This is a genomic window from Neisseria sp. HMSC069H12, from assembly GCF_001812735.1.
Lineage (GTDB): Bacteria > Pseudomonadota > Gammaproteobacteria > Burkholderiales > Neisseriaceae > Neisseria > Neisseria subflava.
Genome location: NZ_KV810266.1, coordinates 1 through 23,314, shown reverse-complemented (window position 1 = coordinate 23,314; position 23,314 = coordinate 1). Strand labels below are relative to the sequence as shown.

General features: G+C 48.4%; 24 protein-coding genes and 1 pseudogene. 2 read left to right on the top strand and 23 right to left on the bottom strand.

Annotation, left to right across the window (positions count from 1 at the left end; genetic code table 11):
• The first annotated feature begins 25 nt into the window (after positions 1-25).
• Complete coding sequence (locus tag HMPREF2872_RS04875; protein WP_063067910.1) at positions 26-637, top strand: CNP1-like family protein; 612 nt, start codon at positions 26-28, stop codon at positions 635-637.
• A 63-nt stretch (positions 638-700) separates the two neighbouring features.
• Here HMPREF2872_RS04875 and HMPREF2872_RS04870 read toward each other — a convergent pair whose 3' ends face one another.
• On the bottom strand, positions 701-1,816 hold the full coding sequence (locus tag HMPREF2872_RS04870) for a porin (RefSeq protein ID WP_070631634.1): 1,116 nt from the start codon (positions 1,814-1,816) through the stop codon (positions 701-703).
• A 386-nt stretch (positions 1,817-2,202) separates the two neighbouring features.
• Between HMPREF2872_RS04870 and HMPREF2872_RS04865 the strand changes: the two genes are divergently transcribed.
• Entirely contained in the window at positions 2,203-2,949 is a 747-nt protein-coding gene (locus HMPREF2872_RS04865; RefSeq protein ID WP_070631632.1) for a carbonic anhydrase, read from the top strand.
• Positions 2,950-3,012: 63 nt separating this feature from the next.
• Here HMPREF2872_RS04865 and HMPREF2872_RS04860 read toward each other — a convergent pair whose 3' ends face one another.
• From HMPREF2872_RS04860 to HMPREF2872_RS04755, 22 genes and pseudogenes are all read right to left on the bottom strand, one after another.
• A complete protein-coding gene (locus tag HMPREF2872_RS04860; RefSeq protein ID WP_070631630.1) occupies positions 3,013-4,647 on the bottom strand; it encodes a CTP synthase in 1,635 nt (544 codons plus the stop codon).
• Between the two features lie 124 nt (positions 4,648-4,771).
• Positions 4,772-6,427, bottom strand: coding sequence for an AMP-binding protein (locus tag HMPREF2872_RS04855; protein WP_070631628.1), 1,656 nt, complete (start codon positions 6,425-6,427; stop codon positions 4,772-4,774).
• Positions 6,428-6,521: 94 nt separating this feature from the next.
• The gene (gene mnmA / locus HMPREF2872_RS04850; protein WP_070631626.1) at positions 6,522-7,625 is read right to left on the bottom strand and encodes a tRNA 2-thiouridine(34) synthase MnmA; all 1,104 of its coding nucleotides are present in this window, start codon (positions 7,623-7,625) and stop codon (positions 6,522-6,524) included.
• 126 nt (positions 7,626-7,751) lie between these two features.
• On the bottom strand, positions 7,752-8,231 hold the full coding sequence (locus HMPREF2872_RS04845; RefSeq protein WP_070631623.1) for a copper chaperone PCu(A)C: 480 nt from the start codon (positions 8,229-8,231) through the stop codon (positions 7,752-7,754).
• Positions 8,232-8,362: 131 nt separating this feature from the next.
• The gene (locus tag HMPREF2872_RS04840; protein ID WP_049350673.1) at positions 8,363-8,746 is read right to left on the bottom strand and encodes a diacylglycerol kinase; all 384 of its coding nucleotides are present in this window, start codon (positions 8,744-8,746) and stop codon (positions 8,363-8,365) included.
• Between the two features lie 67 nt (positions 8,747-8,813).
• Positions 8,814-9,770: a glutathione synthase gene (gshB, locus tag HMPREF2872_RS04835; protein WP_070631621.1), complete on the bottom strand. Its 957-nt coding sequence runs from the start codon at positions 9,768-9,770 to the stop codon at positions 8,814-8,816.
• A gap of 114 nt (positions 9,771-9,884) precedes the next feature.
• Positions 9,885-11,546, bottom strand: coding sequence for a DNA repair protein RecN (recN, locus tag HMPREF2872_RS04830; RefSeq protein WP_070631619.1), 1,662 nt, complete (start codon positions 11,544-11,546; stop codon positions 9,885-9,887).
• A 200-nt stretch (positions 11,547-11,746) separates the two neighbouring features.
• Positions 11,747-12,424 (bottom strand): annotated as a pseudogene (locus HMPREF2872_RS04825) (BCCT family transporter); the annotation flags it as partial.
• Positions 12,425-12,492: 68 nt separating this feature from the next.
• Positions 12,493-13,101, bottom strand: coding sequence for an SMC-Scp complex subunit ScpB (locus HMPREF2872_RS04820; RefSeq protein ID WP_070631615.1), 609 nt, complete (start codon positions 13,099-13,101; stop codon positions 12,493-12,495).
• A gap of 69 nt (positions 13,102-13,170) precedes the next feature.
• Complete coding sequence (locus tag HMPREF2872_RS04815; protein ID WP_036472354.1) at positions 13,171-13,404, bottom strand: glutaredoxin family protein; 234 nt, start codon at positions 13,402-13,404, stop codon at positions 13,171-13,173.
• 149 nt (positions 13,405-13,553) lie between these two features.
• Entirely contained in the window at positions 13,554-13,754 is a 201-nt protein-coding gene (locus HMPREF2872_RS04810) for a (2Fe-2S)-binding protein (RefSeq protein ID WP_070631613.1), read from the bottom strand.
• A 228-nt stretch (positions 13,755-13,982) separates the two neighbouring features.
• Positions 13,983-14,861, bottom strand: coding sequence for a site-specific tyrosine recombinase XerD (xerD, locus tag HMPREF2872_RS04805; RefSeq protein WP_070631611.1), 879 nt, complete (start codon positions 14,859-14,861; stop codon positions 13,983-13,985).
• A 76-nt stretch (positions 14,862-14,937) separates the two neighbouring features.
• Positions 14,938-15,381 carry a peroxiredoxin gene (locus HMPREF2872_RS04800; RefSeq protein ID WP_003683206.1) on the bottom strand — a complete coding sequence of 148 codons (444 nt, stop codon included), beginning with the start codon at positions 15,379-15,381 and terminating at the stop codon, positions 14,938-14,940.
• Positions 15,382-15,417: 36 nt separating this feature from the next.
• Positions 15,418-16,053 carry a deoxynucleoside kinase gene (locus HMPREF2872_RS04795; RefSeq protein WP_070631609.1) on the bottom strand — a complete coding sequence of 212 codons (636 nt, stop codon included), beginning with the start codon at positions 16,051-16,053 and terminating at the stop codon, positions 15,418-15,420.
• Between the two features lie 96 nt (positions 16,054-16,149).
• Positions 16,150-16,638 (bottom strand): 2-amino-4-hydroxy-6-hydroxymethyldihydropteridine diphosphokinase, encoded by a 489-nt coding sequence (gene folK, locus HMPREF2872_RS04790; protein WP_070631607.1) that lies wholly within the window; start codon positions 16,636-16,638, stop codon positions 16,150-16,152.
• A 15-nt stretch (positions 16,639-16,653) separates the two neighbouring features.
• A complete protein-coding gene (locus tag HMPREF2872_RS04785) occupies positions 16,654-17,028 on the bottom strand; it encodes a SirB2 family protein (protein WP_049350659.1) in 375 nt (124 codons plus the stop codon).
• A 55-nt stretch (positions 17,029-17,083) separates the two neighbouring features.
• Positions 17,084-17,653: a tRNA 5-(aminomethyl)-2-thiouridylate-methyltransferase MnmM gene (locus HMPREF2872_RS04780; RefSeq protein WP_070631605.1), complete on the bottom strand. Its 570-nt coding sequence runs from the start codon at positions 17,651-17,653 to the stop codon at positions 17,084-17,086.
• A 78-nt stretch (positions 17,654-17,731) separates the two neighbouring features.
• The gene (gene hfq, locus HMPREF2872_RS04775; RefSeq protein ID WP_003683208.1) at positions 17,732-18,028 is read right to left on the bottom strand and encodes an RNA chaperone Hfq; all 297 of its coding nucleotides are present in this window, start codon (positions 18,026-18,028) and stop codon (positions 17,732-17,734) included.
• 297 nt (positions 18,029-18,325) lie between these two features.
• Entirely contained in the window at positions 18,326-19,783 is a 1,458-nt protein-coding gene (gene der / locus HMPREF2872_RS04770) for a ribosome biogenesis GTPase Der (RefSeq protein ID WP_070631603.1), read from the bottom strand.
• 141 nt (positions 19,784-19,924) lie between these two features.
• Positions 19,925-20,554 carry a YfgM family protein gene (locus tag HMPREF2872_RS04765; RefSeq protein WP_070631598.1) on the bottom strand — a complete coding sequence of 210 codons (630 nt, stop codon included), beginning with the start codon at positions 20,552-20,554 and terminating at the stop codon, positions 19,925-19,927.
• Positions 20,555-21,850 (bottom strand): histidine--tRNA ligase, encoded by a 1,296-nt coding sequence (gene hisS / locus HMPREF2872_RS04760; protein ID WP_070631596.1) that lies wholly within the window; start codon positions 21,848-21,850, stop codon positions 20,555-20,557.
• A gap of 142 nt (positions 21,851-21,992) precedes the next feature.
• The gene (locus tag HMPREF2872_RS04755; RefSeq protein ID WP_070631594.1) at positions 21,993-23,273 is read right to left on the bottom strand and encodes a Tle-like phospholipase domain-containing protein; all 1,281 of its coding nucleotides are present in this window, start codon (positions 23,271-23,273) and stop codon (positions 21,993-21,995) included.
• Between the last annotated feature and the right edge of the window lie 41 nt (positions 23,274-23,314).

Here is a 23,314-nt window from a genome sequence, read left to right as displayed (position 1 = left end):
GCCGTTTTTCACTTTGGAGCTGTCTATGCGCCGTTTTGCCCTTCTCGCCCTCAGCCTTGCCGCGACTCAAGCATTTGCTTTGGGTTTCAGCCAAAAGGATACGCTGACCAACACGCGTTATCAGGAAAGCCCTGAAGAAGTTGCCGCACGCGAATTTAAAGAACACAAAGCCGAGTTGCCGCCCCTGCCCGATACCCAATCGGGCGATTGGTTCGACCTCTATGTCAACGAAACCTACGGCAAGCAGCCTAAAATCCTGCTCAGCAGCCTGCAAATCATGCCTGCACCTGACAACAGCATCCGCTACGTCTTGAACGTGCGCTCCGACAAAGGCTACGACAACCTCTCCGTCGAGGGCCTCTATTGCGCCCGTACGTCCTTTACTTACAGCAACGACAAGCGTTCGTCTTACAAAGTATTCGCTTACGGCGACACAGTAAACCACCGCTGGATTGAGCCGCGCAAAGGCGATTGGAAGCTGATCGGCAATGCGTTCAGCCGCAACGATGCCCTGCACACCGCCCTGTATCAGGCATTCTGTATCGACGGCATGCCGACAACGGTCGAAGGCTTGGTACAACGTTTGAAAGAACGCGGCGGCCGTCACGGTACAACGCTGACCAACCACGACAAATAAACCGCTTTAATCAACAAAAAGGCCGTCTGAAATTTTTCAGACGGCCTTGTCTTTCAAGACGGCTTAGAATTTGTGATACAGACCCACAGAAGCGGCTTTTTGTTCAACGCCGCCTTTGTTGGCTGCAGTCAGACGGGTTTTGTTGCCGACTTTCAAATACGCCAGTTGGGCAACTACGCCGGTGCGTTTGCTGAAAGTATATTGGCCGCCGACAACGACTTGGTCGAATTTATCCACCAATTTTTCGCCGCTGTTCACGCCCTTGGCAGGCCAGCCGTGTGCGTAAGTAATGCGTGGGGTCACATTGCCCAATTTGTAGCCGACAGTTACCGCTGCATCAACCACTTTCACGACTTCAGATTTGCCTGAATCGGCAGTGATGTCACTACCCTTGTACTCATTAAAACCATCGGTGAAATAACCTAAATAATCGTTGGCTGTCTCATGGCCTTTGGCATAGTGTACGCCGCCGCCGACAAAGAGATTGTCTTTGTCGTAATAAGTTTCAACTTTGGCGATTTGTGCCGCTTTGACTTTGCCAGAATTGTCGGTGTACGCGCCGTTGTAGTGGCCGTAAGCCGCATTGGCAGTAAAGCCGTTTTTAGAGAAGCTCACGCCGCCGGTGTATTGGTCTTTGGCCGCTTGGGTGTGCATGTATTTGTCTGAAGGATTGCGGTTGTCGCGCGGTGCGTAAGACACGTTGAATTTGAATCCGCCAAAATCCGGGCTGTCGTAGCGCACAGCGGCGTTGCGGTTGCCGGTACGGGTAAAGATGCCCAAGCCTGCGGCATTAGTTTTGTACATCCATGGATCGATGGTATCCATTTCATTCAGCATATTGCTGAGTTTACCGGCACGGACTTTACCGAATTTACCTTGCAAACCGATGAAGGAATCGCGATTGGCAAAACCTTGTGAACCGCCGGTAATGGCCGTTTTTTGTTCAACTTGCCAGATGGCTTTCAAATCGCCACCCAAGTTCTCGCTACCTTTGAAACCGATACGGGAAGTATTGTCATTGATGCTGGTTGCGGTAGAGCTGGTTTCAGAACCTGCGTCACCTTTGATTTTTACTTGACCAACGGTCACGCTGCTTTTGATTTGACCATACAGAATCACTTCTGCAGAGGCAGCCAGTGGCAAACCAGCAATAACCAAAGCGATAATCGATTTTTTCATTATTCTCTCCAAAACAAAGTTAAAATCTCGTGAAAACACGTTTGGCAATATTAATGTTTTCTAACGCTACAAACAACTACTTTCATCTTGATAGACACTTTTATTCATTAGAGTTTAGACTTTTTACAACATTTTCAAATAAAACAGGCCGTCTGAAAAAAATTTCAGACGGCCTCCCATTCAAAGTCATGGCAAGGACAATCATCCCTATTATTGTAATCATTTAATCAAAAATGATTGCTTGATAAATGTTTGCCATATATCAACCTAATATTCCAAAATTGCCACTATCATTAACTTTCTTCTTATGAAGAAGCTTTTTTATATCAACAATTTATTTGGTATAAATTTTTCCTTTTACCTAATATAAATAAACAGGAGTCCTTATGTTGAACAAACATCTCTTTTTATCTTTGCTAATGGCTGTCTCTACTGCAACGGTATCCGCCGAAACCCATCATGCACATTGGTCTTACACAGGTGAAAACGATGCTGCACACTGGGGCGATTTGAGTGAAGACTTTGCTGTCTGCAAAACAGGCAAACAGCAATCTCCAGTGGATTTCTCCACAACAAAAGCAGTAAAAGGCAAACAACTGACATACCGTTACAACGTTGCCGACTACAAAGTAGAAAATAACGGCCATACCCTTCAAGCCACGCCGCAAGGCAAGGCCCAAACCATCGTGATTAACGGTAAAACCTATACCTTCAAACAATTCCACTTCCATACGCCGAGCGAACATACTTTCAAAGGCAAACATTTCCCAATGGAAGCGCATTTCGTCCATCAAGCCGAAGACGGTACTTTGGCGGTCATCGGCTCTGTATTTAAACCGGGCAAAAACAATCCTGCCCTGTCCGCACTCACAGCCAAAAAACTGAAAGCAGGCGAATCCGTAACATTGAAAAACTTAAATATCCAAGCCCTGCTGCCTAAAGATAGCAAGTCCTTCCAACTGAAAGGCTCGCTGACAACGCCGCCTTGCAGCGAAAACGTTACTTGGGTTGTCTTAAAAACTCCGGTTCAGGCAGATGCGGCGCAGTTTAAAGCCATGCGCGACATTATCGGCGGCGAAAACAACCGTCCCGTACAACCTTTAAATGACCGTGAAGTCAATGAAGACAAATAACTTCTAAGGCCGTCTGAAAACAAAAAAGCACCCGGATAACGGGTGCTTTTTCAATCATATCAATCAGGATTTTTTGTTACCCAACGCGGCTTTCACAAACGCGCTGAACAAAGGATGGCCTTTGCGCGGATTGGAAGTAAATTCCGGATGGAACTGACACGCGAAGAACCAAGGATGATTTGGCAATTCGATGGTTTCAACCAAACGCTCGCGGCCTGCGGATACGCCGCCGATGACCAAACCGGCTTTTTCCAACTGAGGAACATAGTTGTTGTTAACTTCGTAGCGGTGGCGATGACGTTCGCGGATATGTTCGCTGCCGTAGATTTTTGCGGCGAGGCTGCCCGGTTTGAGGTCAACTTCTTGCGCACCCAAACGCATGGTGCCGCCCAAATCGGCAGATTCGTCGCGGGTTTCTACGCTGCCGTCGGCAGTTTGCCATTCGTCAATCAGGGCAACGACAGGCGCGGCGCATTTCAAGTCAAACTCGGTAGAGTTCGCACCCTTCAAGCCTGCAACATCGCGGGCATATTCGATCAGGGCGATTTGCATACCCAAGCAGATGCCCAAGTATGGTACATTGTTTTCACGCGCATAGCGTACGGCGGCAATTTTGCCTTCCACGCCGCGTGAACCGAAGCCGCCCGGCACCAAAATCGCGTCCATGCCTTTGAGCATGGAAACGTCGCCATTGCCCTTCTCGATGCTTTCGCTATCGACAAAGGTAATTTGTACGTCGGTTTCAGTGTGAATACCGGCGTGTTTCAGGGCTTCGATCAATGATTTGTAGGACTCGGTCAAATCAACGTATTTGCCGACCATCGCGATTTTGACGGTATGTTTCGGATTTTGAATCGCGTGAACGATTTTCTTCCATTCGGTCAAATCGGCTTGTTTGACATTCAGTTGGAGCTGCTCGGTAATAATGCTGTCGATGCCTTGGTTGTGCAGCATTTCAGGGCATTCGTAAATACTGTCCACATCGTAGCTGCCCACGATGGCACGTTCTTCAACGTTACAGAACAATGCAATCTTACGGCGCTCGTCCGCAGGCATTTCTCTGTCCATACGGCAGATCAGGATGTCCGGTTGCAAACCGATGCTCAACATTTCTTTAACGGTATGCTGGGTCGGTTTGGTTTTGATTTCACCGGCGGCGGCAATGTAAGGAACATAGCTTAGATGGGCAAACAATGTATTGTTGCGGCCGAGCTGGCTGCGCATTTGACGGATGGCTTCCAAGAAAGGCAACGATTCGATATCGCCGACTGTACCGCCGATTTCGACAATCGCTACATCATAACCGGCTGCGCCCTCATGGATACGGCGTTTGATTTCATCGGTAATGTGCGGAATCACTTGTACGGTACCGCCCAAATAGTCGCCGCGACGCTCTTTGGCAATCACGTTTTCATAGACTTGGCCGGTACTGAAGCTGTTGCGGCGGGTCATGGTGGCGTTGATGAAGCGCTCATAGTGACCCAAATCAAGGTCGGTTTCCGCGCCGTCATCGGTCACGAATACTTCGCCGTGTTGAAACGGACTCATGGTACCCGGGTCAACGTTGATATACGGGTCGAGCTTAAGCATGGTCACGTTCAAGCCGCGCGACTCGAGAATAGTAGCAATAGAAGCGGCGGCGATACCTTTACCCAAAGAAGATACAACGCCGCCGGTTACGAAAATAAATTTAGTCATGATGTGATACCCATGTTGGAATGTGTGATTTTAACTTGAAGCAACATATTCTGGCAAACGGCAAAAGCTTCAGGCCGTCTGAAAATAGCGTTTTCAGACGGCCTTATCATACTGATTCTATATATCAGCGCAGCTCGCGGCGCAGGATTTTGCCAACGTTGGATTTTGGCAACTCGTCGCGGAATTCGATGTCTTTCGGCACTTTGTAAGCGGTCAGTTCTTTACGGCAGAAATCGATCAGCTCTTCCTTGGTCAAAGACGGGTCTTTGCGTACGACGAAGACCTTAATCGCTTCGCCGGTTTTCTCACTTTTCACGCCGATACACGCGACTTCCAAGACTTTGTCGTTGCCGGCCACCACTTCTTCGATTTCGTTCGGATACACATTGAAACCGGATACCACAATCAAATCTTTTTTGCGGTCCACCAGCTTCAGCCAGCCTTTTTCATCCATCACGGCAATGTCGCCGGTCTCCAAAAAGCCGCGTGCATCGATTGCTTTGGCGGTTTCTTCAGGACGATTCCAATAGCCTTTCATCACTTGCGGGCCGCGCACCCACAATTCGCCCGGTTGTCCGATAGGCACTTCTTTGCCGTCTGCATCACGCAATTCGACCTCGGTTGAAGAAACAGGCAGACCAATACCACCGCTGTAAGCTTCGATATTCAAAGGATTACAACATACGCCCGGACTGGCCTCGGTCAAACCGTAAGCTTCCACAATCGGCGTATCGGTAATTTGTTTCCATTTTTCCGCCACGGCTTTTTGCGTTGCCATACCGCCGCCCAAAGTCAGCTTCAAACGGGAAAAATCAACTTCGGCAAAATCCGGACGGTTGACCATCGCATTAAACAGAGTATTCACACCAATAAACACGCTAATCGGCTCTTTTTTCAATTCACCGATAAATCCTTTCATGTCACGCGGATTGGTAATCAGGATGATTTTAGAACCGGTATTCGCAAAGATCATCAGGTTTACCGTCAAGGCAAAGATATGATACAGCGGCAACGCGGCAATGACCGTTTCTTTGCCTTCGTGCAGGCTGTTTTTAATCCATTCTTTTGCCTGCAACATATTGGCGCAGATATTGCCGTGAGTGAGGACGGCGCCTTTCGCCAAACCGGTCGTACCGCCCGTATATTGCAGCAAAGCAGTATCGTCGCGCGTCAACTCGACTGGTTTGAACGAATTGGCCGCACCTTGCTTCAAGGCCGTCTGAAAAGTCACGGTATTGGGAATGCGGTATTCCGGCACCATTTTTTTCACTTTGCGGATGACGAAGTTCATCAACGCGCCTTTAATCATGCCGAACATCTCGCCGACCGACGCGACAATCACATGTTTGATTTGCGTACGCGGCAACACCAGCTCCAACGTATTGGCAAAGTTCTCCAACACGACAATCGTTGTCGCGCCGCTGTCTTTCAACTGATGCTCCAACTCGCGCGGCGTATAAAGCGGATTGGTATTCACTGCCACCAAACCTGCCTGCAAAATACCGAAAAGCGCAATCGGATATTGCAAAACGTTCGGCATCATAATCGCCACGCGCTCACCGCGCGGCAGTTTCAATACGTTTTGCAGGTAAGACGCAAAATCGGTAGCCAACTTGCCCACTTCGGCATAAGTCAGCGTTTTGCCCATGTTTTGAAAAGCAGGTTTATCCGCGAATTTCTCGACACTTTGATGGAATACGTCGCTGATGGAGCTGTATTGAGAAATATCGATTTCAGAGTTTACGCCTTGTTCATAGCTTTTGAGCCAGAGTTTTTCCATATTGATCAGTCTTTTATTTAGTCGTTTTTTGAAATCGAGGCCGTCTGAAAGGCTTTATTTCAATCCGCCGCTTCGTTTTCAGATGGCCCTTTTATTAAGCAGTAATAATGACAGGCTTGTCGGTGGACATGATGATACCACCGCCCAAGCACACATCGCCGTCATACAGTACCGCAGATTGTCCGGGGGTTACCGCCCATTGCGGCTCGTCAAAGACAAGCTCGACGGTTTCATCATCCAAGTAACGCAACGTACAAGGTGCGTCAGCCATACGGTAGCGCGTTTTACAGGTATAGCGGCCTTCTTTCGGACGTTCGGGCAATGTGAAGCTCAAATCGTTCATAATCAGGCTTTGTGTATAAAGCAAAGGATGGTTATGGCCTTGGACGACAATCAGTTCGTTTTTAGTCAAATCCTTGGCCGCAACAAACCATGGTTCGCCTGCGCCGCCGATACCCAAGCCTTTACGTTGGCCCAGCGTGTAAAACATCAAGCCGACGTGTTTGCCAACCACTTTGCCTTCAGGGGTAACCATTTTGCCATTATTGGTCGGCAAGTATTTTTGCAGAAATTCGCGGAATGGGCGTTCGCCAATAAAGCAAATACCGGTACTGTCTTTTTTGGTTGCAGTCGGTAATTTGAATTCTTCGGCAAGACGGCGTACTTCAGGCTTTTCCAACTCGCCCAATGGGAAAATCGCGCGTTCGAGTTGGAAAGGCTTGAGACGATACAGGAAATAGCTTTGGTCTTTGTTTTGATCCAAGCCTTTGAGCAGGTAATGCACGCCGTTGCGAACTTCTTTGCGGGCATAATGTCCGGTAGCAATGGTATCGGCGCCCTGATCCATGGCGTAGTCCAAAAAGCATTTGAATTTGATTTCGGCATTGCACAAGACGTCCGGATTTGGCGTGCGGCCTGCGCTGTATTCTTTGAGGAAATAGGCAAATACGTTATCTTTATATTGCGCGGCAAAATTGACGATGTCGATATCGATTCCGATGATATCGGCAACGGCAATGGCATCAAAGGAGTCTTGTTTGATGCTGCAATATTCGTCGTTGTCGTCATCTTCCCAGTTCTGCATGAACACACCGCTGATTTGATGGCCTTGCTGTTTGAGCAGGGCCGCGGTAACGGATGAATCGACGCCGCCGGAAAGGCCGACGATGATGTTTGTTGGTGTGTTGGTAGTATTCATGAGGGGAATGTGGGTTTTAAATACATTTTTTAAAGCGTGATTTTAGCACATTTTGATTTAACGACAGAAAAGGCCGTCTGAAAGCCCAATGACTTTCAGACGGCCTTTATATGCAAATTCAAGCAATTAGTGTTGATGCGCGCCACCGTGACCATGACCATGACCGTGATCCATGCCGGATTGCGGTGCGGTTTTCACTTCCAGTTGTACGGTTTGAGGTTTGGCATTTTTGAATTTCAGGGTAACAGGTACTTTTTCGCCTTCTTTCAGCGGTTTTTTCAGACCCATGAACATAACGTGGTAGCTGCCTGGTTTCAGCTCGGTTACGCCTTTTTCTTCCAGCGGGATGCCGCCTTTAACTTCGCGCATGCGCATTACGCCGTTGTCGTTTACATGGGTATGTACTTCGATACGCTCGGCTACCGGGCTGCTGCCGCCAACCAAGAAGTCTTTTTTAGCTTCATCGTTGTGGATTTTCATGAATGCGCCACCCATTTTCATACCTTCAACGGTAGAACGTGCCCAACCGTCTTCAATATGGATACCGGCTGCAGATACGGAAGTTGCCAAGCCTGCCAGAATCAGGGTTGCCATTAATTTTTTCATGTTTTGCTCCTTATGTTTGCCAAATGGCTGGGATATACAGCCTTCATCTTACAACCGAAGACCGTCTGAAAACTTTGATATAGATTAAGTAATACTATCTAATCCTAATGAATTACCATATTACCACATTTCTAAGCAGTTAATGCAACAATCCAAACAATAAATAACATTAACAAAGCCATCAGTTGCGCGGCCGAACCGGCATCTTTGGCACGCTTGGCCAGCTCGTGTTTTTCAGTAGAGGTATGGTCAACAGCTGCCTCGATGGCGGTATTAAACAATTCGGTAATCAGTGAAATAAACGATGCGACAACAAGCACCATTTTGGTGACCGGGCCGAAATCAAGGAACAAAGCCAAGACAATTAAAATCAGGTTCAGCCAAAAAACTTGGCGAAATGCGCTTTCATAACGATACGCGGCAGCCAGTCCGTCTTTGGAATAACCAAACGCATTGATAATGCGCTTGATACCGTTTTTTCCTTTTTTCTCGGAAGCGTAGGAAGATGGTTTCATCATATACTCAACATAAAAAGGCCGTCTGAAAAAAACGGTCGGATCAATTTTCAGACGGCCTTTGGATTTATTGTTTTGCCCAAGATGCCACGACATCTGCGAACATGGCGGCAACGTCGAAATCTTTTTGCTTCATGATTTCTTGGAAGCCGGTCGGGCTGGTTACGTTGACTTCGGTCAGGTTGCTGCCGATGACATCCAAACCAGCAAGCAAAATACCGCGGTGCTTCAATTCAGGCGCAAGGGTTTCTGCAATCTCACGGTCGCGCTCGCTCAACTCCTGCGCCACGCCGCGGCCACCGGCAGCCAAGTTGCCGCGTGTTTCGCCATTTTGCGGAATGCGCGCCAAAGCATACGGAACAACTTCCCCGCCGATAATCAGAATGCGCTTGTCGCCATGTACGATTTCAGGAATATAACGTTGCGCCATGATGGTGCGTGAATCAAGCTGCATCAGGGTTTCCAAAATACTGCCGATATTGGGATCGGATTCGGTCAGGCGGAAAATGCCCATACCACCCATGCCGTCCAAAGGTTTGATGATGATGTCGCTGTGTTCTTTCAAAAAGGCACGGACATCGGCGGAACGTGTGGTAACCAAAGTCGGCGCGGTAAACTGGCTGAAATTCAAAATCGCCAATTTTTCATTGAAATCGCGCATTGCTTGCCCGCTGTTAAACACTTTCGCGCCCTGCTGCTGCGCCAACGTCAAAAACTGGGTCGCATACAGATATTGCATATCAAACGGCGGATCAGTGCGCATAATGACCGCATCGAAATCTTTTAAGGCCGTCTGAACTTTTGCCTCTGCTTTAAACCATTCATGATCGTCATCGTTCTTCGCGCCGACAAACTCAAATGCCGCTGCCTGAGCCACCACCAAGCCTTCACGGACGGACAATTCTCCGCTCAAGGTATGAAAAAGCTGCCAACCGCGCTTTGCCATTTCACGCATCATGGCGTAAGTAGTGTCTTTATAGGTTTTAAAACTTGCCATCGGATCGGCGATAAACAGGACTTTCATCAAAATTTCCTTGTAAACAGACAATATAATCATACCTTGTATTCTGCCTGCCTGAAAAGGTGGCAAAATATAGAAAAGGCCGTCTGAATTCTATTTTCAGACGGCCTAAGACTTTTAGGCAGCTGCCAAATGCAAGAGTTCGGCGGCATGGCTGCGTGTGGTATCGGTAATGATTTCGCCACCCAGCATACGCGCGATTTCCTCAATGCGCTGATGATGGTTCAAGACGCTGATTTCGCTGACGGTTTGTTCGCCTTTGCTATGCTTGCGGACCTGCCAATGGTTTTCACCGCAAGAGGCAACTTGAGGAAGATGGGTTACCGCCAAGACTTGATGTTTTTTACCTAAGGCACGCAAAGCTTTACCGACCATTTCAGCGACGCCGCCACCAATACCGGTATCCACTTCGTCGAAAATCAATGTCGGCACTTGTGTGTATTGGCTGGCAACCACTTGCAAAGCCAAGCTGATACGCGCCAATTCGCCGCCGGAAGCCACTTTGTTCAAAGGACGGGACGGATTGCCTTTATTCGCCGCCACTTGGAATTGTACCTGCTCCAGACCATGTGCGGTCGGCGAAGACGGCAACAAGACGATATCAAAACGTGCGCCTTTCATGGCCAAATGCTGCATATGCTCGGTGGTCTCTTCGCCCAAACGGCCGGCCGCCTGATGGCGCATGGCGGAGAGAATATGCGTGGCTTCGTGGTATTCTGCAAGATTGCGTGCGACTGTATTTTCCAAGGCTTCCAAATCGGCAGCCGCTTGCAGGTTTTGCAGGCGTTCGTCGATTTCTGCCAACTTTTGCGGCAACTCTTCCGGCTCAATGCGGTATTTGCGCGCCATGCTCATCAATTCGCCCATACGACTTTCTTGTGCGGCCAATTCATTAGGATCGATATCGCTGCGACCGGCCACATCGCGCATATTGGCACTGATTTCACCCAATTCTGCTTCAATACTTGCCAACATATTCAGGCTCTCGGCAAAGCGCGGCTCAATGTTTTGCAGATTGCCCAGCAGTTTTTGGCATTGGCAGATTTGACGTTGGATGCCGTTGTCCCCGTCTATACTGTCGCCTACTTGTTCGGCGGTTTGCAGCAACTCAGCCGAATGCGCCAGGCTGTCGTGGCTTTGGCTTAAGGTTTCCCATTCGTTCGGTTTGAGCTCCAATTGGTTCAATTCATTAAACTGCCATTCCAAACGCTCACGCTCAATGGCCATGGTTTCTGCCTGCTCTTGTGCTTCTTGCAGTGCCTTTTTCGCATTAACCCAATTTTGATAAAGCTGTTTGACCGTTTCTGCCTGCTCTTTGCTGCCGGCAAACGCATCCAACAACTCGCGTTGCGCAGACTCTTGATTCAGCGAATGATGGGCATTTTGGCCGTGAATATCGATTAACTGCTCGCCGATGGCTTTCAGTTGCGCCAATGTTGCTGCCTGATTATTGATATAACTGCGGCTTTTACCCTTGGCATCGATAATACGGCGGATACTGAGCTCTTCGGCATCTTCTTCCAAAAGGCCTTGCTCCTGCAGCTGCGCTTTCAGTTCGGGCAAACCGCTGATGTCGAATAAAGCCGACAACTGCGCTTCTTTGGCGCCGCTGCGCACTTGGCTGTAATCGGCTTTATCGCCCAACAACAGGCCAATCGCATCCAGAGTAATCGATTTGCCTGCACCGGTCTCGCCCGTTAATACGGTAAAGCCGTTTTGAAAATCAAGATTCAAGTTTTCAACAATGACAAAATCACGCAAAGAAAGTGCCAACAGCATTGCAGTATTCCTTAGTAAATTACCCGCACCTATGCGGAATAGCTTTAGATAAGCTGATTATAACTAAGATTTTTTATAGTTTGAATCAGATTTTTCTTATTATTTATCTAAGATATTTATTTTAAACAAATTATTTTTTTAAGCCGGCAATAAAAAGGCCGTCTGAATATTGCTACATTTTCAGACGGCCTAAATTTATTTTACTCTGCCAGCTCTACTTGTTCATGCCCCATCAATTCCTGCCCCACTCCGGCAAGCAAGTTCAGATAACGCTCATACTGCTTGAGCATATCGGCAATCAATTCTTTTTGCGTCATATATTGCACATCGTATCCATCGCGCCCATCCGAGAAATACGTCAACGGTATGAACGTTGCCGCATATTTGAAATGAGGCAGGCTGTCTTCGCGAATCAACTGGTCGGTAATTTCCCGCTTTACGGATTTAATCCCATAGACAAAATCCCTTACCGTCCCTTTATGCACCACCAGTTCCACCGACGGTTCATCTTGTTGTAACAGGCAACGGATTTCTACGTCCATATTGTATTTTTCGGTCAATTCTTTTTTCAATTCCTGCATTGCCGGAAGCGCCGTATTTTTCATAAATTTGATGATATCGACTTCCTGCGTCTGATTCATCATTTGGCCAAGGCGTTCCCTCCAATGATTGCCCGACCAGAAAATACTGCTCGGATTGACGGCAGTTGCAAAATATTTGGCATCGCTGTTCAGGGCTTTCCACAAAGAAACCATCATAAAAATCATCAACACCGCAAACGGCAGAGACGCAATCAGAGTCATGGTTTGCAAGATGGGCAAACCGCCGGCACCCAGCAATACAATAGCCACAGCCGAAATCAACACGCCCCACATAACATCATAGTGTTATACAACAATAAAGGCCGTCTGAAACACGATTGTTTCAGACGGCCTTTACATTTAAATCAGTTAATCAGTCTACTTTCTGATTCAACTGCTTCTTCAGCCTCCTCATCGCCTGTCGGCGGCGTTTCCATCAAATCAGGCAACACCAGCTCACCCAATTCAGTCAGCGGCGGCAATTCTTCCAAACTTTCCAAACGCAAATCGCTTAAGAATGTTGCCGTCGTCGCCCACAAAGCCGGACGGCCGACAGAATCACGGTGGCCGATGACTTCAATCCAGCCTCTATCCTGCAAGGTTTGCATGACATTTTGCGACACCGCTACGCCGCGTATACCTTCGATATCGCCACGCGTTACCGGTTGCTGATAGGCAATAATCGCCAGCGTTTCCATCACGGCGCGGGAATAACGCGGCGCGCGCTGCTCTTGCAGGCTGCCCAGTCGTTCAAACGCGGCTTGGGCGATTTGGAAGCGCCAGCCCTCATGGGTATGCACCAGTTGCAAAGCCCTGCCCTGCCAGCGGGCCTTCAGTTGCGCCAACACGTCAATCAGCTTGTCTTGCGACAACGGCGGCACGCACAATTCGCGCATGGTTTTCTCGTTTAGGGGTTCGACTTGCGTCAACAGCGCCGCTTCAATCAGCGCATCGGGAGAAAGTTTTTCAGTCATAATAAAATCAATGTTCAGACGGCATAAACAGCCAAAGGCCGTCTGAAAGACAATATGGTCAACGGTTTGTTACGCGCTCAAATGCGCTTTCAGTTTTTCTTCGTCCAAAAACCAATGGCAGATTTCGGTATCGCCATCCAGCAAAACAGGCACCAGCTCATTGTACTTTTCTTCTAAAACCGGATCTTCATCAACATCGACAATATCCAGCTCAAATCCAAACTGCTCCTGATAAGGCTTTAATTGTTCGCGCATTTTGTGGCACAGGCTGCAATACTCCCGAAACATCAAGGTCAGTTTCATGGCGGTTACTCTCGGAGGGACAAAAGCGGCCATTGTATAGCAAAATGCCTCCAAACCATACAGGCATGACAAAGGCCGTCTGAACAGGCGCGAAACGAAATCAAGGATTTCTGTCACGCCTTCAGACGGCCTTTGTATACATTCTAAAATTAAGACTGAACGTTGATACCGGCAGTCACGGTATTTTGAGCACTGCTTGCAGTCAAAAATGACGCTGCCAATTCGCCGCAACAACCGCAACAAGTCGCCACACCTAATTGAGCCTTCAAATCGCTCATGGTGGTTGCACCGGCGGCGATAGTCTCTTTGATGTCGTGGTCAGTAATGGCATTGCAGATGCATACGAACATGATGTGCTCCAATTATTTTTGTTACTCTCTGTAATTGAGAGTAGGATTTATTCTTAAACGTAAATATAAATAAAAACGGTTTGCATTGCAATATTGGCACTGTCCTTTTGTTTTGAAATTTTTCTATGTAAATTTGTATTTTGATTGTTATTTTATAAATAATAAACTTTATAACCGTTCAGACGGCCTCAATAACAAAAAGCGGCATCTTCGAGATGCCGCCTTTATTTATGAACGGGAATGGTGTTCATCGACCATGTTTTTCAAACGGATATTGGCAACATGGGTATAAATCTGCGTGGTATTGATGTCGGAATGTCCCAACATCATCTGGACCGAACGTAAATCGACGCCGTGATTGACCAAATGCGTGGCAAAAGCATGGCGCAAACCGTGCGGACTGAGCGAAGCAATACCGGCCGCTTCGGCATATTCTTTGACTATCATCCATGCAAGCTGACGGCTGATGCCGCTGCGTTTTTGGCTGACAAACACTTCGTCGCAGATTTTGTTTTTCAGCAACAACGGGCGCGATTCGTTGCAATAGCGTTCCACCCAATATGCCGCTTCCTGTCCCAATGGAACCAGACGCAATTTGTCGCCCTTGCCTATGGTGCGGATACTGCCGCGATGTAAATCGATATCACTGAGCGTCAATTTGACGGCTTCGGTCACGCGCAAGCCTGTTGCATACATGACTTCGAGCAAGGCTTTGTCGCGCAGTCCGTGCGGCGTTTCCACATCCGGCGCAGCCAGCAGCGCGTCGATTTGGACTTCGGTAATCAGCGTGGGCAGTTTGCGTTCCGATTTCGGCGCTTTGAGAAAACGGGTGGGATTGTCTGCTCTTTGGCCCGTTTCTTCCAGCCAGCCGTACATGCGCTTGCAAGCCGACAATGCCCGCGCTTGGGACGTGCTTTTTTCCCCCTCCGCATACACGGAATCAGACAGGGCAAATTCATCGGCACTCAACCAATCCTGCCCGCACTCGGCCAAACGCGCGGCAACTTTGACCAAATCACGGCGGTAACTTTGCAGCGTATTGTGGCTGAGCCTGTCTTGCAGCCAAAGGGATTCAAGCAGCTTGTCTATTAAATCGTCCATACTCATCAAACTGTATTGAAAGGCCGTCTGAACGGCATGACTTTACATCCGTTCAGACGGCCTTAGGTTTTCAAAGCCCTATTTAAGAGGCTTGAGAAATTGTATCCAACACTTCCTGCGCGTGTCCGGCTACTTTGACTTTGCGCCATTCATGGGCGATTTCGCCGTTTTCGTCCAACACAAACGTGCTGCGCTCAATGCCGAGGGATTCTTTGCCGTAAAGCTTTTTCAGCTTGATCACGTCAAACAGTTTGCAGACGGTTTCTTCTTTGTCGCTCAACAATTCAAACTGAAAGCCTTGTTTGGCGCAGAAATTCTGATGCGATTTGACACCGTCGCGCGAAATACCGACAACGGTATAGCCCAATGCTTTGAATTGTTCCAATCGGGCATTGAAATCCAAGCCTTCAGTGGTACAGCCGGGCGTGCTGTCTTTAGGATAAAAATAGACAACCAACGGCAAATGTTCGGCGGAGTTAAAATCACTGCCGGAAGAAGATGGGAGTGTGAATTGATATTTTGACATATTATTCCTTTCAGACGGCCTAAACCTAGCCTGCATTTATTTTTCGCTTAAATTCAAATAACTTCGCGTACCTTGAAAATCTTCTAATGCGCGCAACAAAAGCTGGAAATGATCGTCATTGCCGGCTAAATCTAACTCATCGGCATTGACGGTCAGCAAAGGCGCACTTTGATACAAATGGAAGAAATGGCTGTATTCGTCATGCACCCGTCCCAAATAACCTTCGGGAAACAAGCTGATGATGCCTTCGTGACGTTTTTGCAGGCGTTTGCGGTTGTTTTCGACGGCGGTTTGCAGATAAATCACCACATCGGGCTCCGCGTATTGCGGCAGAATGCGTTGCTTCATATCGGCAAAAAGCTGCTGCTCGTCATCATTCAAAACGATAGATGTAAAAATACGGTCTTTTTCCGGCAGAAAATCAGCCACAACCATTCCGCCTTGCGCGCATTGGCCTTCAATAATATTCACGCTTTCAGCGCGGCGCGTTAGGAAGAAAAGCTCGGCAGCCAAGCCATTATTGGAAACATTGCTGTAAAACTTCATGAGAAACGGATTGTGATCCGGATTCTCCGACAACAGCAACGCGCTGAAATGCTCTGCCAAACGGCGGCTCAAAGCGGTTTTGCCGCTACCGATGGCGCCTTCGACAACAATATAACGAGGATTCATAGTAACTCTTTGTAATGTGTTTCCCAACAATATTTTATAGCAAAAAAGGCGTGTCCAACACGCCCTTTCTTGTTTTAGTCCGTTTTCAGACGGCCTTTATTCTTTCAACAGGCGAATCCCCTGCCCGCCCAAAGCCTGAGCCAAATCAGCCGCACGGCCATGCTCGCCCAACTCAAAATCCGGCAGAATTTCAGCCAGCGGCAACATCACGAAACTGCGCTCATGCGCGCGCGGATGCGGCAAAGTCAGATGCGGGTCATCGCTACGGATACCGTCAAAATCGATGATGTCTAAATCCAAAGTACGCGGCGCATTACGGAAGGTACGTTCGCGCCCAAATTCGGCCTCGATGCGGTTTAACTCCGCCAACAGCGCCACGCCGTCCAATGAAGTTTTCACGGTACAAACGGCGTTCACAAAATCGGGCTGATCGTCATAGCCGACTGGTGCAGTCAGATACAGGGAAGAAGCCTTTTCGAGCCGGATATGCGGATGCGCGTCCAATTCGGCCAATGCAGCGCAAACCTGTTCGGCAGGATTGGCGAGATTACTGCCCAAAGCGATAACGGCAAAATGCGGATACATTTCAGACAGCCTCGTTTAAAACGGCAGCGTTTTGGTTTTAGCAAGGAAAACAATCGTGGCAACACACGACATGGACAAAACGTAGACAATATAGAATTTCGGCGAACGCGGACGCGAACGCATCATAATCATGCCCAATACAATATAAACCAGCAAAAGCAAGATTTTCATGCCGAGCCACGGCGCATTGAACGGCGAAAAATGGGTAATCTTCATCAGCCACAAGCCGGTAAACAGCAACATGGTGTCGTTCAAATGCGGCATGGCTTTCCAAATGCCTGCCAACGGCTTCTCAGGATGACGCCAGAGCAGGAAAAAACGGATGTTGAACAACAGGATGGTAATGGCAACGAAAATCTGATGGCTGTATTTTACAAACAGATATTGCATGGCAGTTTCTTATGTTGAGGGTTGAAAAACAAAGCATCTATTTTACCGCAAACATCTATTTCTGACGCAACTTTTCAATCGCCAGCAGATAGGGAGGCGCATTGCGGCGGTTGACAAAGCCATAGCGTAACACGGCAAATGCTTCCTGCGGCAAAGTTTCCGCCCATTGCACAATCGCCTCAGCCTCTATTCGGCCAGCTTCATGCCCCGGATACAATACCGCCACGGCAAGCCCACCCTCTTTCAACAAACCCAAAGTATCAGTCAGCGCACGGATACTGCTTGCCGCTTCAGTCGTACAGCTTTTATTGCCACCTGGCAGCCAACCGAAATTAAATACTGCGGCATCTAAAGGCTCGTCGATATAAGATAAAAGGTTTTCATGGCCGTCATGTATCAGGGCTACCCGGCCATCTACGCCGTTTTCTTTCAGACGGCCTTGAGTCTGCACCAGTGCTTTAGATTGCACATCAAATGCCCACACTCTACCCGTTTCGCCAACAGACTGCGCCAACAGCAAAGTATCATGCCCGTTTCCGGCCGTCGCATCCAAAGCGCGGCCGCCTGCTTTTAAGGCTTGTCGTAACAGGGAGTGAGCAAAGGGAAGAATGTTTTCAAGCAGCATGATAAGGGTCGTCTGAAAATAAAAATACCCTACCGCAAAAGCGGTAAGGTATTGAAAAACAGGAATGCGTTACATCATTTATTCAGCAGGCTGTTGCGCAGTCTCAACTTGAACCGGAGCAGCTGCGGCAGCGGCTTGAGGTTGTTTGTTTTCGTGTTGCAGGCTGACTGCGCGTGCAGGAACGATTGTTGAGATAGCGTGTTTGTAAACCATTTGAGTGACGGAAGTATTACGCAGCAGAACAACGTACTGGTCGAATGATTCCACTTGACCTTGCAGCTTGATGCCGTTGACCAAGTAGATTGAAACCGGAACGTGCTCTTTACGCAACGCATTCAAAAAAGGATCTTGTAACATTTGTCCTTTAGCTGTCATATTCTTGAGCTCCATTATTATGATTGTAAAGACGCCAAAATCGGCGTTTGATGGGATTGTAGCCCCGAATAGGATAAATTACCAACTATTTTTTTCTATCACACCGTTTAGGAATCCAGCAATAAGGGAACTTCCCGCCAAATCGACTGTTTCGTTTTCATATTCACAACAATCCCAAATCCAAATTGGATATTTTTTTTAAATTCGGCAAGCCCTATCGAAAATATGTCATGAAGCTCTAACGAGCTGTTTTTCATTATAGAAAGGCCGTCTGAAATTGTTCAGACGGCCTTGTGTTTATTTGCTGAATTGTTTTTTCACGCTGACTTTGGTTTTCTTCTTGAAGCGGTTTTTCTCTTCCTTGCGGCCTTCGCGTTTCTCAATACGGTTGCTCAGGCTGACACGGCGCAGCGGTTTTTTCTTCGGTTTGTCTTCCGCATTTTCATATGGGTTTTCCGAAACATTGTATTGAATTCTGAGCGGCGTACCTTGCAGATTGAAGGCTTTGCGGAATGTTTGGGTTAAATAGCGCGTATAGCTGTCTGAAATCGCATGCAGCGAATTGCCGTGTACCACAATCACCGGCGGATTCATGCCGCCTTGGTGGGCATAACGCATTTTCGGACGCACCAAGCCAGCACGCGGCGGCTGTTGACGCTCGATCGCGCTTTGCAATACGCGTGTAATTTTCGGCGTCGGCATCTTAATCATCGCCGCATTATAGGCAGCCTGAATGCTTTCAAACAAACCGTCTATACCGCGCTCTTTCAACGCGGAAATAAAGTGGAACTTAGCAAAATCAAGGAAATACAGTTTGCGGTTGATATCGCGTTTCACTTGCTCGCGGCGCTCTTCGCTGATACCGTCCCATTTATTGACCGCCACCACCAAGGCACGGCCTGCTTCCAAAGCAAAACCCGCAATCGTCGCATCTTGATCGGCGATATCTTGTTGCGCGTCCAATACCAAGACGGCAACGTTTGCCGCTTCAACAGCCTGCATGGCTTTGATAACGGAGAACTTTTCCACCGCCTCATCCACTTTGCCGCGACGGCGTACACCTGCGGTATCGATGATGGTAAACGGTTTGCCTTCACGTTCAAAATCGATATGGATACTGTCGCGCGTCGTGCCTGCCATATCGAAGGCAATCACGCGCTCTTCGCCGAGAATGGCGTTTACCAAGGTCGATTTACCGACATTCGGACGGCCGATAACGGCAAAAACAGGATGTTTGGCTTCTTCCTCTTCTTTTTCAGGCTCAGGGAAGGTTTCCAAAATATCTTCAATCAGATAATACACGCCATCGCCGTGCGCACCTGAAATAACATAAGGGTCGCCCAGGGCAAGTTCGTAGAACTCGGCGGCAAGCACGGCCCTATTGCCACCCTCGCCTTTATTCACAGCCAAATAAACAGGACGCGGACTTTGGCGCAAACGGTCGGCAATAATTTTATCTTGCGGCGTCAAACCGGTACGGCCGTCCACCAAAAACACAACTGCATCGGCTTCATCGACAGCCTGCAAGGTCTGCTTCGCCATTTCGTGCAAAATCCCGCTGTCCACAACCGGCTCGAAACCGCCGGTATCGATGACGAGATAAGGTTTGCTGCCGATTTTGCCATGACCATAATGTCGGTCACGCGTCAGGCCGGGCAAGTCATGCACGAGCGCGTCTTTGGTGCGCGTCAAACGGTTGAATAAAGTAGATTTGCCGACATTGGGACGGCCGACAAGCGCGATGGTTGGTTTCATGATTGAGTCTTTCTGTGTCAAGTGCCGCCTAAAAACGGGAGCGGAACACAAGCAGGTGTTTTAAAAACACGGTTGATAAGGATAAGTGTAGGCCGTCTGAAAAGTCATTGCAACTTCAGACGGCCTTGATTTCAAACAAACTTATTTCAAGCTGTCGATTTTCATTTGCAGCAATTCGCGGCCTACTGCGGTTTGCGGCATTTTGCTCAAAGCAGCTTCGTAACTTTGTATGGCTTCTTTGGTTTTATTTTGAGCAACGTAAACATCGCCTTTGGTTTCCAACATCAAAGGCTCGAAATCAGCCTCAACCTGAGTATTCAGGGCATTGATGGCGGCATCGTATTTTTTTTGCTGCAACAGGGTAACGCCCAAACGCTGCGCTGCCAAAGCTTGAACCAGCGGTGCGTTTTGATTTTTCAGCACCCAATTCAAATGACCTTCCGCCACATCATAACGGCCGGCATCAAACTCGGTTGCCGCTACCATCAAAGTGGCTTGGGCTGTCGAAATAGAATCAGGATAGTTTTTTTGCAATTCGGCCAAATCGGCGTTGATGGCTTTTTGGTCGGTTTTTTGCTGTGCCTTTTCCACCATTTGCGCCAATACGGCGGCAGCTTCCTGATCTTTTGAAGCTTTTTGGCCTTGGTAAATGGTGTAACCCAAATACCCCAAAGACGCCACGATCAGCAAGGTAAAAATCCAACGGCCGGTGCGTTTCCAAAAATATTTAAAGTTGTCTAACTCTTGTTGTTCTTCCAAATGGGCTGCCATTTATGCGTTCTTCCATTGTTGTAAAGTGTCTGTCAAATCAGCGGCGGCAACGGTTTGTTGTTCGTGTTTGCCCTGCATATCTTTCAGGGTAACCGTACCGTTTGCCAGCTCATCCTGAGCCACAATTAGGGCAAAGCGTGCGCCACTGTTGTCTGCTTTTTTCATTTGCGCTTTCAGGCTCTGATAGCCGGAATGCTGCATCACATTGAAACCTTGAGCGCGCAAGGCTTGCGCGTATTTCATCACCTGCAAGTCCGCACCTTCACCTTGGTGCATTGCATAGACATCAGGCGCAGCGTTCACTTCCAGCGAGCCGTATTCGCTCACCAAAAGCAGCAGGCGCTCAATACCCATCGCAAAGCCGATAGACGGCGCAGGCTTACCGCCAAGTTCTTCAATCAAACCATCGTAACGGCCGCCACCGCACACAGTCGCCTGCGCGCCGAGTTTGTCAGTCGTCCACTCAAAAACTGTCTGATTGTAGTAATCCAAACCACGGACCAAGCGCGGATTTTCAATATATTGGATACCCAAACCGTCCAACATCGCCTTGAAGCGAGCATAGTGGTTTTGCGAAGCCTCACCCAAGTAATCCACCAGACGCGGCGCCGCGTTGCAGATTTCCTGCAAATCAGGGTTTTTCGTATCCAAAACGCGCAAAGGATTGGTTTTCAGACGGCGTTTGCTGTCTTCATCCAATTGCGCCTCATAGCGGGTCAAATATTCAACCAATGCCGCACGGTGTGCCGCGCGTTCCTCACGGTTGCCCAAGCTGTTGATTTCCAAAGTCAGGTATTCACGAATACCCAATTTTTCCCATAAGTCAGCAGACATCACAATAATTTCCGCATCGATATCCGGCCCTTCAAAACCCAAAGCCTCGATACCGACCTGATGGAACTGACGATAACGGCCTTTTTGCGGACGCTCGCGGCGGAACATCGGCCCCATATACCACAGTTTTTGCGGGCTGTTGTACAGAAGGTTGTGTTCGACCACAGCACGCAGACAAGAAGCCGTACCTTCAGGACGCAGGCTCAAACTCAAAGAATCGTTTGAATCGGAGAAGGTGTACATTTCCTTGCCGACCACATCGGTTTCCTCGCCGATAGAGCGGACAAACAAACCGGTTTGCTCGACAATCGGCGTACGGATTTGCTGATAACCGTAAGCGCGTGTCCAACGGCCGACCGTATCTTCAAACGCCTGCCAAAACGCAGCCGTCAGTTTGAAATCTTTTTGTTCGACAGGTAAAAGGTCGTTCATACCTTTTACAGATTGAATTTTTTGTGCCATTTCAATATGGGATAAGCGAAAATCAAATAGTTGGGCATTATAGCTGATTTTTAAGGGTTTGTGAGGTTGGAAACAAATCAAAAGGCCGTCTGAAAGTTTCAGACAGCCTTTGATCGATTAACGCTTTTATTTATCCAACCTACTAACCGCGGCCCATCCGCATCACAGGCGCATCAACCTGCCGCGCCTGTTCTTCCGCCAAGCGTGCCACTTCCTGCTCGCGTTCCTGTGTGGCATAAACCTTGTCTGCGTTTTGCCGCAAACCGCGCCCGACATCCGAATCCAGCAGGCTGTCCAAAGCAGCATACCTTTTGTTATCGTCATCTGACAGCAAGGCTGCAAAACCGTATTCGCGGAATTTGTCGACAGAGGCATTTTTGGCTAAGGGCTTGCTGATGTCGGGTTTGCCTGCGTCGGCATAGGCTTCCTTCCCTGCATCGGGACGTGTGCCGTCGTTCTGCATCATATACAGCATCCTGTTGTCGAACAGGGATTTCGGCGGCGGTACACTGTTGATGATTTCTTGGATTTTTTCCGCTTGTTCATCTTTTTGCCTATGCGGATGGTTACTGAGGATACGGACTTTTTCTGCCAGCGGTGCAGCGCCGAAAGCGGCAAGCGAAATGGCTGCTTTACTTACCGCTACATCGCCTCGATAATCCTGAATCATGTTTTTATTCGATTCGGCGAGTTGAAGTGCCTGGTTAAAATTGCGTTCGGAGAGGATGGAGTTTTTGCCCACGAAGTTGTCGGAAGAATGAACTTTAATAGAACGGGCCGCTACGCTGACGGCTTTATAGGCTCTGGTATTGCTTTGATTGTTGTAACCGAATTTTTGCAACAGCGCGATGTCGTCTTGTCCAGCCAATACGATGACCTTGCCGTAATGGGCGGAGGCGGCGGAAACCGTATCCGCAGCTTTTACATAGTTGGTTACCGTGCTGCCGCCTTTGGGAACGCCGTGCATTCCGACCGCGCCGTAGCCGTTGAAGGTTGCGCCTTCATGCCCGAAACGGTGGGCTTGGATTTCGACATGTGCGCCGCCGAGGGAATGTCCGACGTGGGTGATTTTTGGGATGGGAATTCGAGGATCGTTTCGATGTATGTCATTAGCTAACTTTATCGCCTCACGGGTCAGCTTTTCCGCATCGGCAGTCTGAAGATTTGCCCAACTGGTTACCATCGCAAGGTCGATGATACCATCCGTAACGCTGGCCGTTCCTCGGTGGGCAACGACAATTTCATTGGTTCGGACATCTTGGTACACCGTTCCTTGATAACCTGTTACAGGGTTGTTGCGGACGGCTAGAACTTTATATTCATTGTTTCCAATAGTGATGGTTTTATTTCCTTTGGTTACTGTACGGGTGTTGTAGGCATCTACTGCAAGATCGGCCTGCTGCTGCCTGCTAATATTGCTCATGGTTTAGCCTCCTCAAGGGTTACAGTTATGGTAAACATTTC

Coding starts and splice junctions, on each gene's coding strand:
- HMPREF2872_RS04875 (WP_063067910.1), top strand. CDS start 26: ATGCGCCGTTTTGCCCTTCTCGCCCTCAGCCTTGCCGCGACTCAAGCA.
- HMPREF2872_RS04870 (WP_070631634.1), bottom strand. CDS start 1,816: ATGAAAAAATCGATTATCGCTTTGGTTATTGCTGGTTTGCCACTGGCT.
- HMPREF2872_RS04865 (WP_070631632.1), top strand. CDS start 2,203: ATGTTGAACAAACATCTCTTTTTATCTTTGCTAATGGCTGTCTCTACT.
- HMPREF2872_RS04860 (WP_070631630.1), bottom strand. CDS start 4,647: ATGACTAAATTTATTTTCGTAACCGGCGGCGTTGTATCTTCTTTGGGT.
- HMPREF2872_RS04855 (WP_070631628.1), bottom strand. CDS start 6,427: ATGGAAAAACTCTGGCTCAAAAGCTATGAACAAGGCGTAAACTCTGAA.
- mnmA (WP_070631626.1), bottom strand. CDS start 7,625: ATGAATACTACCAACACACCAACAAACATCATCGTCGGCCTTTCCGGC.
- HMPREF2872_RS04845 (WP_070631623.1), bottom strand. CDS start 8,231: ATGAAAAAATTAATGGCAACCCTGATTCTGGCAGGCTTGGCAACTTCC.
- HMPREF2872_RS04840 (WP_049350673.1), bottom strand. CDS start 8,746: ATGAAACCATCTTCCTACGCTTCCGAGAAAAAAGGAAAAAACGGTATC.
- gshB (WP_070631621.1), bottom strand. CDS start 9,770: ATGAAAGTCCTGTTTATCGCCGATCCGATGGCAAGTTTTAAAACCTAT.
- recN (WP_070631619.1), bottom strand. CDS start 11,546: ATGCTGTTGGCACTTTCTTTGCGTGATTTTGTCATTGTTGAAAACTTG.
- HMPREF2872_RS04820 (WP_070631615.1), bottom strand. CDS start 13,101: ATGACTGAAAAACTTTCTCCCGATGCGCTGATTGAAGCGGCGCTGTTG.
- HMPREF2872_RS04815 (WP_036472354.1), bottom strand. CDS start 13,404: ATGAAACTGACCTTGATGTTTCGGGAGTATTGCAGCCTGTGCCACAAA.
- HMPREF2872_RS04810 (WP_070631613.1), bottom strand. CDS start 13,754: ATGTTCGTATGCATCTGCAATGCCATTACTGACCACGACATCAAAGAG.
- xerD (WP_070631611.1), bottom strand. CDS start 14,861: ATGAGTATGGACGATTTAATAGACAAGCTGCTTGAATCCCTTTGGCTG.
- HMPREF2872_RS04800 (WP_003683206.1), bottom strand. CDS start 15,381: ATGTCAAAATATCAATTCACACTCCCATCTTCTTCCGGCAGTGATTTT.
- HMPREF2872_RS04795 (WP_070631609.1), bottom strand. CDS start 16,053: ATGAATCCTCGTTATATTGTTGTCGAAGGCGCCATCGGTAGCGGCAAA.
- folK (WP_070631607.1), bottom strand. CDS start 16,638: ATGTATCCGCATTTTGCCGTTATCGCTTTGGGCAGTAATCTCGCCAAT.
- HMPREF2872_RS04785 (WP_049350659.1), bottom strand. CDS start 17,028: ATGCAATATCTGTTTGTAAAATACAGCCATCAGATTTTCGTTGCCATT.
- HMPREF2872_RS04780 (WP_070631605.1), bottom strand. CDS start 17,653: ATGCTGCTTGAAAACATTCTTCCCTTTGCTCACTCCCTGTTACGACAA.
- hfq (WP_003683208.1), bottom strand. CDS start 18,028: ATGACAGCTAAAGGACAAATGTTACAAGATCCTTTTTTGAATGCGTTG.
- der (WP_070631603.1), bottom strand. CDS start 19,783: ATGAAACCAACCATCGCGCTTGTCGGCCGTCCCAATGTCGGCAAATCT.
- HMPREF2872_RS04765 (WP_070631598.1), bottom strand. CDS start 20,554: ATGGCAGCCCATTTGGAAGAACAACAAGAGTTAGACAACTTTAAATAT.
- hisS (WP_070631596.1), bottom strand. CDS start 21,850: ATGGCACAAAAAATTCAATCTGTAAAAGGTATGAACGACCTTTTACCT.
- HMPREF2872_RS04755 (WP_070631594.1), bottom strand. CDS start 23,273: ATGAGCAATATTAGCAGGCAGCAGCAGGCCGATCTTGCAGTAGATGCC.